The following is a 12,558-nucleotide window of genomic DNA, read 5'->3' as shown; positions in this document are numbered from 1 at the left end:
AAAATCCTGCTTGGTGTGGGTACTAATAAGCAGCCAAACAAGGAGGAAGAAAAAGTGGATAAGGAATTTTCACTTCAGGCTGTACCGCAGTCAAACCGGAATGGGTTTTTTAGAATGTTTGTGGTCATGCTGGGATTTACATTCTTTTCGGCAAGCATGCTTTCTGGTGGGGAACTGGGATTAGGCCTCACAATGAAAGAATTTATCTGGATGGTGCTGCTGGGTAACTTCATATTGGGGGTATACACGGGTGGACTAGCGTACATCGCCGCTAAAACCGGATTGTCTACACACCTACTGGCACGCTATGCATTTGGTGAAAAAGGCTCTTACTTGGCATCCTTTCTGTTAAGTGCGACCCAAGTCGGATGGTTCGGTGTGGGTATCGCCATGTTTGCGGTCCCGGTTAATCGAGTGACTGGCATCGACATGTTCACACTCATCATTCTGTCAGGAATAGCGATGACGATTTCAGCATTTTTTGGAATGAAGGCTCTGGCCATCTTAAGTTTTGTGGCTGTACCAGCTATTCGGTATTAGGAAGTACATCAGTAGGACTGGCCATCAATGATTTAGGCGGTCTGGCTGAATTGTTTGCCTATCAGCCAGAACAGTCGATCAGTCTGGCTGGGTGGCTTTGCTTCAGCACAATGGCTGCCGGGTATTCCGCCATTAAACGGCATCATCGGGGCGATGATCCTGTTTATCGGCTTATCAAAGCTGACAGAGAAAGTATGGGCTTCAAAACAGGCTTCATTAGGAGAAGAGGTATATTAGATGATTATTCAAAATGCAGCATTGGCGAAAAAAGAAGGATTATGGAACATTCATATAAAAATGGAACGTTTTGCAAGATCGAAAAAGCCTACTCAGTGGAAGGGGCATTGGATGTAGAGGGTAAATTAGTAAGTGCGCCCTTCGTGGAACCCCATATTCATTTGGACACGACCTTAACAGCAGGGGGAGCCGAAATGGAACGAGAGTGGTACCTTATTCGAAGGGATCGAAACGTGGACTGAACGAAAAAAAACACTGACTAAAGATGACGTAAAAAAGAGAGCTATGAAAGCTTTACAGTGGCAGATTGCACAGGGAATACAAGCGGTTCGGACGCACGTGGATGTTTGTGATCCATCGCTTACTGCTTTGAAAGCCTTGCTGGAAGTAAAAGAAGAAATGAAGGAATTTGTTGACATTCAATTAGTCGCTTTTCCTCAGGAAGGCTTCCTTTCATTTTCTGATGGGACGGAATTAGTGGAAGAAGCCTTGAAACTGGGAGCGGATGTAGTTGGGGGTATCCCTCACTATGAATTTACGCGTGAAGATGGCGTGGAATCGATGAAAATTGCTTTTGATCTAGCTGAAAAATACGACCGCCTCATTGATATTCATTGTGACGAGATTGACGATGAACAGTCACGATTCATTGAAGTCGTTGCGGCAGAAGCCTATAAAAGAGGGTTGGGGAGCAGAGTAACTGCGAGTCATACGACCGCGATGCATTCGTATAATGGCGCATATGTCTCAAAACTCATGAAACTGTTGAAGCTGTCCAATATCAATTTTGTGGCCAATCCGCTCGTTAATATTCACCTGCAGGGACGTTTTGATGATTATCCTAAACGTCGAGGAATCACTCGGGTTAAAGAGCTGAGCGAAGCAGGCTTAAACGTCTGTTTCGGCCATGATGACATATTTGATCCGTGGTATCCGCTCGGAACAGGAAACATGCTGCAGGTTCTGCATATGGGGATTCATGTAACGCAACTGATGGGATACAATCAGATCGTCGACTCGTTCGATTATATCACTGAAAACAGTGCAGTCACCCTTAATATTCAAAATGAATACGGCATTGAAGAAGGAAAACTGCCTAACTTTATCATATTAAATGCTGCTAACAGATATGATGCGGTAAGAAAACAGTCAGAGGTACTGGCTTCATACCGTAAGGGGAAAAAAATAGCAGAGACGAAACCGAAAGAAGCATCTGTTTATTTAAATGAAACCATGAAAGTCGATTTTGAACGTTGATTTACTTTGTAGATTAAAGAAGTAAATGAAAAATGGGAAGAGAGTTTAGTTATTTTCTGCTTTTTATCTTTCTAATAAAAAGTAGAACGATAGCTCGATAAAAGCGTGATTATCTGAACACAAAACAGCCATCATTTTGATGATGGCTGTTTTTTTGCTTTATAAGCTTTCAAAAAAATCAATGGGGAATACAGAAATAAGTCAGAATATTTCATTTCAATCATATTAAATTATAAAGACATGATCTAATAGGATTGAAAGACAGTTTGGAATAAAATAAACTAGGGAAGGTCTTGTTTCATAAATATAAGCGTATTCATGAGATAATGACCACTTTGCGGTACTTTGTTTTATAAAGTAAGCGTTTCATTGACACTATGTTTTATACTGTTAAGATATTAGTGAAGAGGGAGATAAATTATGGCCATAGCAACAATAAAATTGAAAGAATATAAAAAAGATGCTAGCCCGACTGAAACATCTATCATCGATTATATACTGAAAAATTCTGAAGAAACGAGTCAAATGACTATTTACAACTTAGCTGAGAAGACGTTCTCGTCCCCTTCCACAATCATTCGACTCTGCAAAAAGAACGGTTATACAGGTTATAAAGAATTCGTAAAAGACATGATCTATGAACAGGCAGTTCGTTCGAACTATAAAGAAAAACACATTGCGGAATTGTCACGCACCGATGAGATTGAAGAAATCATTAATAAGGTGACACACAAAAATATACTTTCGTTAGAAGAAACTGAAAAGTTGCTCGATACAGATATGATAAAAACATGTGTCAATATGCTCTTCGACTGTGAGAAATTAACGATATTCGGCATGGGCGCATCATTACTTGTAGCGAAAGATGCCCAACTCAAATTCACGCGCATCAATAAAATGTCTTATGTCAGCGAAGACTGGCACACACAACTCCTCATGGCAAAAAATATGAGTGAGCGAGATGTGGCACTGGTGATTTCATATTCTGGTCAGACAGAGGAAATGATAACCTGTGCGGAAGTGGCAAAAGATAACGGAGCAACAATCATTTCGATCACGAAGAATAACGAGTCACCCATTAATCAGATGGCTGATTATGCTATCTACGTGGCGGCCAATGAATTCAGTTTTAGAAGTGGGGCAATGTCATCACGTATATCTCAACTGAATATAATTGATATCCTATATACGAGTTACATCAACAAAATGTATGAAGAAACCTTAGAAATTCTCGAAAAAACGCAAATCAAGAAGGAGCGAGACTGATGGTAGATTTAGGGAAAATGGAAACAGAGAAACAAAATCCTCATACGATGAATCTTGATCAAATGAACGTAAAAGAGGCACTGACAGTCATGAACAATGAGGATAAGAAAGTTGCTGAAGCAATTGAGGAGGTGATTCCAGAAATTGAAAGCGCCATCCATAGTATCATCAAACAGTTGAGAAAAGGAGGGAGATTGATCTACACAGGTGCCGGGACAAGCGGACGCTTAGGCGTTCTCGATGCTGCAGAATGTCCACCGACATTTGGTACACCGAAAGAGAAAGTCGTGGGGTTGATTGCCGGTGGTCAAAGAGCATTTACTGAAGCAATCGAGGGTTCAGAAGACAGCCAGGAAATGGGTAAAGATGATTTAATCAATCTCGGATTGAATGAAAATGATATCGTTGTAGGTTTGGCAGCTAGCGGTCGCACACCATATGTCATTGGAGCGCTAACCTATGCGAATGAAATAAATGTGCCGACCATTGCTGTCGCATGTAATAAAGAGAGTGAGATTGGCCAAGTCGCAAAAATTGCGATCGAAGCCGTACCGGGACCTGAAGTGTTGACCGGTTCGACCCGTTTAAAAGCAGGGTCTACCCAGAAAATGATATTAAATATGTTATCTACTTTATCAATGGTAGGTATTGGCAAAGTCTATAAAAATTTAATGGTCGATGTTCAACCAACCAATGAAAAACTTGTTTCTCGAGCTGAAAATATCGTGATGAGAGCAACAGATACAGAGCGAGAAACAGCTAAGAACGCTTTAGCCAAAAGTGACGGTAAAGTCAAAGTTGCCATTATTATGATTTTATTAGATATAGATAAAGAGGCTGCCGTTAAAAAGTTGGAAGAATCTGAAGGTCATGTCAGAAAAGCGATGTAAGCAAAAAAACTATTGAAAAGGAGCAAAAAAGATGGTCAAAAATAACGAAAAATTAGTCAAAGACATCGTTGATGCTGTTGGTGGTCCGGATAATATCAGTTCATCCACTAACTGTATGACACGTGTTCGAATGAACATCAAAGATAAAAGTAAAATTGATGAAGACACGCTTAAAAATACAGAAGGCGTCATGGGTATAAATGATGCTGACACTTATCAGGTCGTTGTGGGACCCGGCACAGCAAAAAAAGTAAATGATCTTTTGATTGAAAAATATAACGTGCCCTCTTCTTCAGACTCATCAAATAACTGGGAAGACAACAAACAAGCCATTAAAGATCAGCAATCTCAAGGAAAATTTAAACAAGGCATAGCAACCATTGCCAATATCTTTATTCCAATGATTCCTGCCATTATCGCTGCCGGTATTTTCCAAGGGTTTAGTAGTTTACTTGGGCAAATGATGGCTGACGGTGTTGTTGCAGGTGACTTCTGGGAAGGAACCCGTATTACCTTTGCTTTGATCGGTAATTCATTTTTAGGTTACTTTGCAATCTTTACAGGTGTGAATGCCGCAAAACGATTTGGTGCCACAGAAGCATTGGGTGGTATGATCGGGGCGATGTCGATTGCAGCACCATTGATTGAATTATCTACACTGGTCGGTCTGTATGATGTAGACCAACCGTTAAATTCTATTCTTACAACAGGTAAAGGTGGGATCGTCGGAGTTATCTTCGGAGTATACGTCCTAGCTAAAATCGAAAAATTTGTACGTAAGTCAGTACCTGATGTTTTGGATTTAATTGTGACACCAGTAATAACACTACTAGTGACAGTATTACTCATGGCTTTTGTTGTTATGCCTATATCAGGATTCCTGTCTGACTGGTTAGTGACCGGTTTAGGTTTCATTATTGGATCAGAAAACATGTTTGTAAGTGTTCTGTCTGGTTATATTCTAGCTGCAGCATTCTTGCCAATGGTACTGCTTGGTTTACACCATGGTTTGATTCCAATTTATGCAATTCAACTAGAAGCTTTAGGTGGCGTTTCACTCTTCCCAGTATTAGCTATGGCAGGTGCTGGTCAAGTTGGTGCCTCAGTCGCTATATACTTGGTCGCTAAAAAAGTGGGTAATAAACGTTTGAAACAAATCATTGCCGGTGCACTACCTGCTGGCATATTAGGTATTGGTGAACCCTTGATCTATGGTGTTACCTTACCACTTGGCAAGCCATTTATTACAGCTGGCTTAGGTGCCGGATTCGGTGGCGCTTACGTTATGTTGATGGGCGTTATGGCAAATGCCTGGGGACCATCCGGTTGGGTTGCCCTTCCACTTATGCAACCAGGAAAAATGATGCACTACGCAATCGGGATCCTAATTTCTTATATTGGAGGATTCATCATTACGCGGATCTTTATAAAAGATGATGATGTTTTAAATGTCTAATAAATCTTTTGGATTCGCCGTTTATGTGTCCGCATTTAAACGGCAGCGTCCATTTCTTGAAAAATTAAAGAATCAGAACACACCCATATTTACGTCGCTTCATCTGAACGAAGAAGTGACCGAATCATATATCAAGGATGTTGAAGAGATGTGTGAGTGGCTTCATGAAAACAATTTCTGGGTGATGGCAGATGTATCACCGTTAACCTTGGAACGGTTTGAAGAAGCATCACTGGCCACGTTAGCACGCCGTCTACACCTTGATAATTTAAGGCTCGACTTTGGTTTTGATTTAACAGAACTGAGGAAAAAAAAGTACGATCTGAGCTTTACGTATAATGCTTCAACGCTATTAAATCAAGACATTGAAGAGTCAAATGACTATTATATGCATAACTTTTATCCGAGACCGGAAACAGGTTTCGATGAAGTGTTCTTTACAGCTTTAAATAAACAGATCAAAGAGAAGTCAGGTAAAACACTCGCCTTTATTTCTGGGGATGAAGAAAAACGTGGTCCGCTGTTTGAAGGATTACCGACGTTAGAAGCTCACCGTTATCTTTCACCTTACGCGCAGTGTGTTGATTTGATCAAACGCCACAAAATAGATAAAGTCTTTTTAGGAGATATAAAAATATCTGAGTATGAACTAGACTTGCTTTTAACCTATTTGAATGATGAGTTGATTCGTCTTCCAGTCGAGTTGCCTGAGGAGCTGCACTATTTGTATCATGAGCGATTTACAGTACGCATAGATTCACCGAGCACGCTGATTCGCGTTCAGGAGTCTAGAGAGTATGCTCAAGCCGGTAAACACGTCGAACCGCGGAATACGCTTAAGCGACTTAAAGGGTCCGTAACAATGGATAATGAGCGCTATAAACGCTACTCGGGGGAAGTACAGGTGACTAAATCCGATTATCCTGAAGATGAACGGGTAAACGTCATCGGAAGAATCTCGGAAAAGTATCATTTACTTTTGAAAAACTTGGAAAACGGTGAACAGTTCATGTTTGTGGCCGAAACAGATGAATGAGAGCAAGCATAGTAAAAACAGTGTTCCTTCATTGGAACACTGTTTTTTTATTCAGGGACATGTCAGTCATTTTTTGGTCAAGTAAATCGATCTCTAACCTAATCAACCAACAAACGACTATGTGAAAATTAACAGAAAAGACTCGACACGAACGGTTTGATTTGAATGTTAGAATAGTCGTCTGTATTATCGTATAATGAAGTATCAATTGAATTTACAAAGGATGTTTTAGTCATGATCAATGTAATAGGCGTACTCCCGGATGACACGATGGAAACAGTTGTGCGAGTGGACGAGGAGAACTTAAAGAAATATAAATGGTATTGGGTAGATTTCAGCAACCCAACGGCAGATGAATTTAGTCTTTTGGATTATGTTTTTCATTTTCATCCACTAGCTATTGAAGACTGCGGGATACTGCTTCAGCGACCCAAACTGGATTATTATGAGGGATACGATTTCTATATCACTCAAACAGTCAAAAGGGAAGATGTAGAAGTGATAAAAGAAGAACTGGATTTCTTTGTCGGAAAGAATTTTATCGTAACCTTTCACTTTGAAACTTCTAAAGAAGTGGATCAAGTATGGAGCCGGATCACAACTCAAGCTGCTGCAGAAGAATGGGATCCATATTATGTCTTTTATCAAATATTGGATAAACTGGTTGATACTTGCTTTCCACTTATTTATCACATTGAAAATAAATTGGATGTGATTGAAGACAACAGGGAGGAAAAATCGATGGACGAACTGATGGATGAACTGTTTGACGTTCGGCATATGCTGTTGCATATCCGTCAAACAGTTAATCCGATGAGGGATATGCTCTATCGGATGCTGAATTCCCAACATTTAACGGAAGTAAAGAACAGACGGGAATATTTTTCCGATATTTATGATCATTTACTGAAGGTATCGGAACTGGTCAGTTCCAACAGGGAATTTACTACGGATATTCGTGATAATTATCTTTCCATAACGTCTCACCAGTCCAATGAAGTGATGAAAATCTTTACAGTCATCACTTCTATCTTTATACCACTGACTTTGATTTCCGGCATTTATGGAATGAACTTTGTCAATATGCCCGAACTGGAATGGAGATATGGCTACTTTGTTGTCCTGGGAATCATGCTGACGACCGGTCTTTCGCTTTTTTTCTGGTTCAAGAAAAAAGGATGGTTTAAATAGGCAGTAACAAATAAAGATGGGCGTTATGATATGCTCCCAATAAAGAAGCGTAGAAATGTTATTATTTCTACGCTTCTCTCTATTTAAAAAACGGTGATGGACATCGGAAAAAGATAAGGCCTACCAGCGTATTTTCTGAAGCATATTCTGGAGAACGTTTTCTTCCTCGCTAGTGAGCTGCCATTCAGAGATCTCATCTTTGATGTCATTTAAACGTCCGTTTTCCCGGACAAATCCGTTTAAACGGGCTGCTATGGTGGAATCCATAAAGTTCTTGTGGTCGGGAAATAAAGGAAGGATAGATCCCATAGCTTTAGGGAACCGCTTAAGGAAATATTTTTGATGGCGATTTTCCGCTGGGTAAAACGGCCGGTCATATTGGATTTCTGTCCCGATTCTTTTTCCATTCCGATTTTCCCACTTGTTTTTCAGCATTTCAGCCGTTTCCTGCTGATTAGTGGAATGAACGATCAGTAGCGAAAGATACTGGCGTCCTTTAAAGCTGCGATCCTTTGTGGCGTCATGACTGTCCCAGTAAATCTGTAGAATATCTTCATAGGAAAGAAGAGAAGAATCGAAATCGATCTGGATGGCTTCGGTGTGATCTCCGATGTTCCTGTAAGTGGGTTCGGCAGTAGTTCCTCCCGTGAAACCGGTGCGGGTTCGTATCACACCGGGATGTTGTCCGAATTGGCTCTCTGGTCCCCAGAAACAGCCCATTCCGAAAGTGGCTGTTTCCAAAGTTTTCGCTCGACGATTAAGGTTCAACATGGTCTATAACTCCTTTTTATAGCATCTCATTATCTGAAAGCCTGTCCTTATCTTCTGACAAATATGTTTACTCTTATTTTACATAACGAAAGTCAGGAAATTCTTATGCTTAATTTTAACACGTTTGCTTTTCCATTCAATTTTTAGACTTACCAGTGAAATCTATTAAGAATATAGGTAGTCATTTTTGGTATACTCCATATAAATAGATCGAATGTTTAAGTAGAAAGACATATAGAATATATTGAATGCGTTATCCATTAATAATGGATTCTTTTGTGCGGAGCACATGCACCGATCGTCATGTCACCCCCGTTTTGATTTTTAGTTTAACTGTACTGATAAATATGCTGGGCGGTCTGCTATTCTTGATTTTCATGACTCAGAATGTTTACCTGGTCAAGTCTGTCTGTCATCCTATTTATTGCTTTATATCTTATCTTCAAGAAATTTTTTTATCTTATTGGAAAAACAGGCAAAATAAGCGTAACCCTCCAACCGAGTTTTACGTATAAAATCAGTATTATGATAATGAGGGAAAATGATGAATCCAGTATTTAAATTTTTATTACGATTAGCGTCTTCACCACGCATTGACATGCAGGAAGACTATCAGTGGGTCAGAAAAGTGCAGAAGCTCTTATCAAGTTCGCCGATTGCACGCTTTCGATCGCTGGATGACAAGATTTATTCGGCAAACAGCAATCATGAAATTCCGGTTCGTATTTTTTATCCCAAGAAAAAGACACATCCTGAACCCATTTTATTTATCCATGGCGGGGGTTGGGTAATTGGAGACATCGACACGTATACACGTGCCTGTGTCAATATCGCGGATTATCTAGGACGGGTTGTCTATTCAGTCGATTACCGCTTAGCGCCTGAGTACCCTTATCCAGCAGGGTTGAATGACGTTTACCAAGTAGCAGAAATCTTACTCACACCATTAGAAGAGGAAGAAGAAGAAGATTGGATCATTATGGGCGACTCCGCTGGTGGGAACTTAGCAGCCATTGTCTCTTTGTTGCTAAGGGATCGCAAAAAATGGATGCCTAAAAAACAGGTGTTGATCTACCCTGTCACTTACTGGGATCATAGTGAAAACTCTCCTTTTAAATCCATCAAGACCAACGGGTATAATTACGGGATGACCATCAAAAAAATTCAAAGCTTCATGGAATTGTATGCACCTAATCTATCTACACGGAAAAGTCCGTTGATCTCGCCTTTGATGTCCGAAGATTTGAGTAATCAGCCAGAAACATTAGTCATTACGGCCGAGTATGATCCATTGCGTGACGAAGGTGAAGCGTACGGGAAAGCGCTAGAGGAAGCCGGTAACAAGGTCAAGGTGCACCGTGTTTTAAATAGTGTCCATGGGTTCATCAATTATCCAGCTTTCACTGAGCCGATGGAAGAAGCGCTAAAGGAAATTCAGACGTTTTTAAATGATTAAGGAGGAGCAGCTGTGGAGAAGAAAAGATGGGTAAAATTAGATAACGCCTCTAATATTTTTCTGGCTGCACGTAGCGAAACAGATACGAAAGTTTTCCGTTTATCTGCAGAAATGACAGAAGTCATTGATCCGGTTCTATTGCAATCAGCTTTACAGGAAACTTATAAAACCTACCCGCTTTTTCATAATGTCCTGAGACGTGGAATCTTCTGGTATTACCTGGAAGAACGTGTAGGAACGCCTAAAGTACAACCGGAAACGAGTCCGCCGTGTTCTCCGATATATCATTATGATAAGCGGGAATTTCTTTTTCGAGTGCTCTATTATAAAGACCGTATTCATCTGGAAGTCTTTCATGCCTTAACTGACGGAACGGGTGCTTTATGGTTCTTTGAAGACTTATTGACAGAATACGTGAGGTTGCGTCAAGCGAAAGTATTGGAATCTTTAGACAAGCCAGAGCAGAGAGAGAAAGCCGATTTGGAAGACAGTTTCAAACGGTATTTCAGTAAAAAGAAAAAGTATGCAACCATAGAGGCAAGTACAGATCCGCTGAAAAAATATCAGGGAAAAGAATTGGCAGATGATAATAAGCCTTTAGAACAAACACCCAAAACGATGTCTGTTTATCATGTTAAAGGTCAAAAAACAGCGGATCATCGCCAGCGTGTCATTGAAATGAGTCTGCCATTAAAAGAAATGCTCACTTTAGCACGTAACAAAAAGGTTTCTTTAACGATTTATGTGACCGCCCTGTATATGCTGGCTGTTTATCTTGCGAAAGAAGACAAGTCGAAAGATGTGACGATCACCACGTCGATACCCATTAATCTGAGACAGTTCTTTCCGTCAGTTTCCGTGCGGAATTTTTTCAGTACCACCATTGTTTCGTATACATTTAAGCCTGACAAAGATAATTATTTGGATGAGCTTTATGCAACATTAGCGCAACAGTTTAAATCACGACTGCAAAAAGAGGCGTTAGAAAAGAGATTGAAACGATTCATTTCATTCGAATTTAATCCTCTGACACGGATTGCTTTTCGACCGATCAAAGATGGTGTTTTAAAGCTCGTCAATTATATTATCAATAAAAAAACAACGGTGGCGATGTCTAATCTCGGTCGGGTAAAGTTGCCTGAGGGGATGGAAAACTACGTTAAGCAAACCTTTTTTTACACAGCGGCGATTCGTCCTCAATTTTGTTTGATGAGTTACCAGGAGACACTCACGATCAGTTTTACGAGTCCTTTTGTAGAAACAGATATACACCGTGAATTTGTACGATTGCTTACTGAAAGAGAAATCCCTGTCATAATGGATGTTAACCGAGTGTCCCGAGAGGAGATGGAATAAGATGAAGTATTGCTCAAAATGTCGAGCTGATGTAAAAGGGGACTGGGAAAAATGTCCGCTCTGTCAGACTTCATTAAAAAAAAGTAACAGCGAGACAATCGAAGAGTCCGATTTTCCGGAAATCCCTTTGCAGTTCAACCGTAAAAAAATAAAACAACATCTTAGTTTAAGTTCATTCTTAATGATTCTTCTCTATTTTGTTGCGCACTTTATTTGGCGCTTTCAATTTTTTAATTTAGAGTATGTCTTGTTTGGCATAATGATCATGTGGGTAATGATGCATGTCATTGTTCGAAAACGACGAAACATAGTCAAGGGAATAGTGTATATATTGGTTCTGTTTTCGCTATTAAGTTTATATTTTGATTATATTAACGGATGGTTGGGGTGGTCACTCACATTTGTTATTCCTATCTTATGTATATCGGCTTTGCTGGCTATGTTTATCTCCATCCAGGTCGTCAATTTAAAAGCGGAAGATTATGTTTTATATCTGCAGCTAGCTGCTATAATGGGATTGATCCCGGCTGTGTTTTTACTAATGAACTGGGTGGTTGTTGCATTACCAAGTTTATTATCTGTAGTTTTCAGTCTTGTGATGTCCATTGCCGTCTTTTTCCGCCACCGTCAAGCTGTCATCAGCGAACTAGAAAAACGTATGCATGTGTGAACAGACTAACATGCAACGAGTGAGGAAGTGAATGAGATGAAAAATATTTTTGTGGTCGGAGCGATTATCCGATCAAACGGAAAACTATTATGTGCCCAAAGGAGTCAATCGATGACGCTCTCTGAATTGTGGGAATTTCCTGGAGGGAAAATAGAAGCCGGAGAAACACATCAAGAAGCTTTGAAGCGTGAAATAAAAGAAGAACTGGAACTGGATATTCAAGTGAGTGATCAGTTGTTTGAAAAAGCCTGCTATACTTATGATTTTGGCCGCGTTCATTTATCCACCTATCTTTGTACATTAATAGAAGGCACCCCTTCATTATATGAGCACCAAGCTATTAAGTGGTTAAGATCCAAAGAGTTAATGTCTTTAAAATGGGCGCCAGCGGATATTCCGATTGTAGAAAAACTAATGAAAGAACAGGTATAG

Annotated in this window: 14 protein-coding genes; 13 read left to right on the top strand and 1 reads right to left on the bottom strand. The window is 40.0% G+C overall.

Going from position 1 to position 12,558, the window contains the following annotated elements; genetic code table 11:
• Nucleotides 1–54 precede the first annotated feature (54 nt).
• From AX762_RS12900 to corA, 9 genes are all read left to right on the top strand, one after another.
• Complete coding sequence (locus tag AX762_RS12900) at nucleotides 55–540, top strand: cytosine permease (protein WP_218162442.1); 486 nt, start codon at nucleotides 55–57, stop codon at nucleotides 538–540.
• Between the two features lie 54 nt (nucleotides 541–594).
• Nucleotides 595–777, top strand: coding sequence for a hypothetical protein (locus AX762_RS12895; RefSeq protein WP_218162441.1), 183 nt, complete (start codon nucleotides 595–597; stop codon nucleotides 775–777).
• Nucleotides 778–818: 41 nt separating this feature from the next.
• A complete protein-coding gene (locus AX762_RS13245) occupies nucleotides 819–1,019 on the top strand; it encodes a hypothetical protein (protein WP_371261616.1) in 201 nt (66 codons plus the stop codon).
• Nucleotides 1,003–2,034 carry a cytosine deaminase gene (gene codA / locus AX762_RS01030; protein WP_371261618.1) on the top strand — a complete coding sequence of 344 codons (1,032 nt, stop codon included), beginning with the start codon at nucleotides 1,003–1,005 and terminating at the stop codon, nucleotides 2,032–2,034. The genes AX762_RS13245 and codA overlap by 17 nt, the downstream gene beginning before the upstream one ends.
• 420 nt (nucleotides 2,035–2,454) lie before the next feature.
• Nucleotides 2,455–3,300 (top strand): MurR/RpiR family transcriptional regulator, encoded by an 846-nt coding sequence (locus tag AX762_RS01025; RefSeq protein ID WP_071847310.1) that lies wholly within the window; start codon nucleotides 2,455–2,457, stop codon nucleotides 3,298–3,300.
• Nucleotides 3,300–4,190, top strand: a complete 891-nt coding sequence (gene murQ / locus AX762_RS01020; RefSeq protein ID WP_071847309.1) for an N-acetylmuramic acid 6-phosphate etherase — start codon at nucleotides 3,300–3,302, stop codon at nucleotides 4,188–4,190. Before AX762_RS01025 ends, murQ begins: the two co-directional genes overlap by 1 nt.
• 31 nt (nucleotides 4,191–4,221) lie before the next feature.
• Nucleotides 4,222–5,646: a PTS transporter subunit EIIC gene (locus AX762_RS01015; RefSeq protein WP_071847308.1), complete on the top strand. Its 1,425-nt coding sequence runs from the start codon at nucleotides 4,222–4,224 to the stop codon at nucleotides 5,644–5,646.
• Nucleotides 5,639–6,682 carry a MupG family TIM beta-alpha barrel fold protein gene (locus AX762_RS01010; RefSeq protein WP_071847307.1) on the top strand — a complete coding sequence of 348 codons (1,044 nt, stop codon included), beginning with the start codon at nucleotides 5,639–5,641 and terminating at the stop codon, nucleotides 6,680–6,682. Before AX762_RS01015 ends, AX762_RS01010 begins: the two co-directional genes overlap by 8 nt.
• A gap of 234 nt (nucleotides 6,683–6,916) precedes the next feature.
• On the top strand, nucleotides 6,917–7,873 hold the full coding sequence (gene corA / locus AX762_RS01005) for a magnesium/cobalt transporter CorA (RefSeq protein ID WP_071847306.1): 957 nt from the start codon (nucleotides 6,917–6,919) through the stop codon (nucleotides 7,871–7,873).
• Nucleotides 7,874–7,993: 120 nt separating this feature from the next.
• Here the strand turns inward: corA and msrA are convergent, their stop codons facing one another.
• Nucleotides 7,994–8,644 (bottom strand): peptide-methionine (S)-S-oxide reductase MsrA, encoded by a 651-nt coding sequence (gene msrA / locus AX762_RS01000; protein ID WP_071847305.1) that lies wholly within the window; start codon nucleotides 8,642–8,644, stop codon nucleotides 7,994–7,996.
• Nucleotides 8,645–9,188: 544 nt separating this feature from the next.
• Between msrA and AX762_RS00995 the strand changes: the two genes are divergently transcribed.
• The 4 genes from AX762_RS00995 to AX762_RS00980 are packed head-to-tail and all read left to right on the top strand — an operon-like array spanning nucleotide 9,189 to nucleotide 12,558.
• Nucleotides 9,189–10,100, top strand: coding sequence for an alpha/beta hydrolase (locus AX762_RS00995; RefSeq protein ID WP_071847304.1), 912 nt, complete (start codon nucleotides 9,189–9,191; stop codon nucleotides 10,098–10,100).
• A 12-nt stretch (nucleotides 10,101–10,112) separates the two neighbouring features.
• Complete coding sequence (locus AX762_RS00990; protein WP_071847303.1) at nucleotides 10,113–11,456, top strand: hypothetical protein; 1,344 nt, start codon at nucleotides 10,113–10,115, stop codon at nucleotides 11,454–11,456.
• 1 nt (nucleotide 11,457) lies between these two features.
• Nucleotides 11,458–12,126: a DUF6320 domain-containing protein gene (locus AX762_RS00985; RefSeq protein ID WP_071847302.1), complete on the top strand. Its 669-nt coding sequence runs from the start codon at nucleotides 11,458–11,460 to the stop codon at nucleotides 12,124–12,126.
• 36 nt (nucleotides 12,127–12,162) lie between these two features.
• Nucleotides 12,163–12,558 (top strand): (deoxy)nucleoside triphosphate pyrophosphohydrolase, encoded by a 396-nt coding sequence (locus AX762_RS00980; protein ID WP_071847301.1) that lies wholly within the window; start codon nucleotides 12,163–12,165, stop codon nucleotides 12,556–12,558.

The sequence above is a fragment of the Alkalibacterium sp. 20 genome (assembly GCF_001885615.1).
Taxonomy (GTDB): Bacteria; Bacillota; Bacilli; order Lactobacillales; family Carnobacteriaceae_A; genus Alkalibacterium.
This window is presented reverse-complemented; position numbering and strand designations above follow the sequence as displayed.

Excerpts from the sequence above, each read along its gene's own strand:
- AX762_RS13245 (WP_371261616.1), top strand. The coding sequence starts at position 819 with ATGGAACATTCATATAAAAATGGAACGTTTTGCAAGATCGAAAAAGCC.
- AX762_RS01025 (WP_071847310.1), top strand. The coding sequence starts at position 2,455 with ATGGCCATAGCAACAATAAAATTGAAAGAATATAAAAAAGATGCTAGC.
- murQ (WP_071847309.1), top strand. The coding sequence starts at position 3,300 with ATGGTAGATTTAGGGAAAATGGAAACAGAGAAACAAAATCCTCATACG.
- AX762_RS01015 (WP_071847308.1), top strand. The coding sequence starts at position 4,222 with ATGGTCAAAAATAACGAAAAATTAGTCAAAGACATCGTTGATGCTGTT.
- AX762_RS01010 (WP_071847307.1), top strand. The coding sequence starts at position 5,639 with ATGTCTAATAAATCTTTTGGATTCGCCGTTTATGTGTCCGCATTTAAA.
- corA (WP_071847306.1), top strand. The coding sequence starts at position 6,917 with ATGATCAATGTAATAGGCGTACTCCCGGATGACACGATGGAAACAGTT.
- msrA (WP_071847305.1), bottom strand. The coding sequence starts at position 8,644 with ATGTTGAACCTTAATCGTCGAGCGAAAACTTTGGAAACAGCCACTTTC.
- AX762_RS00995 (WP_071847304.1), top strand. The coding sequence starts at position 9,189 with ATGAATCCAGTATTTAAATTTTTATTACGATTAGCGTCTTCACCACGC.
- AX762_RS00985 (WP_071847302.1), top strand. The coding sequence starts at position 11,458 with ATGAAGTATTGCTCAAAATGTCGAGCTGATGTAAAAGGGGACTGGGAA.
- AX762_RS00980 (WP_071847301.1), top strand. The coding sequence starts at position 12,163 with ATGAAAAATATTTTTGTGGTCGGAGCGATTATCCGATCAAACGGAAAA.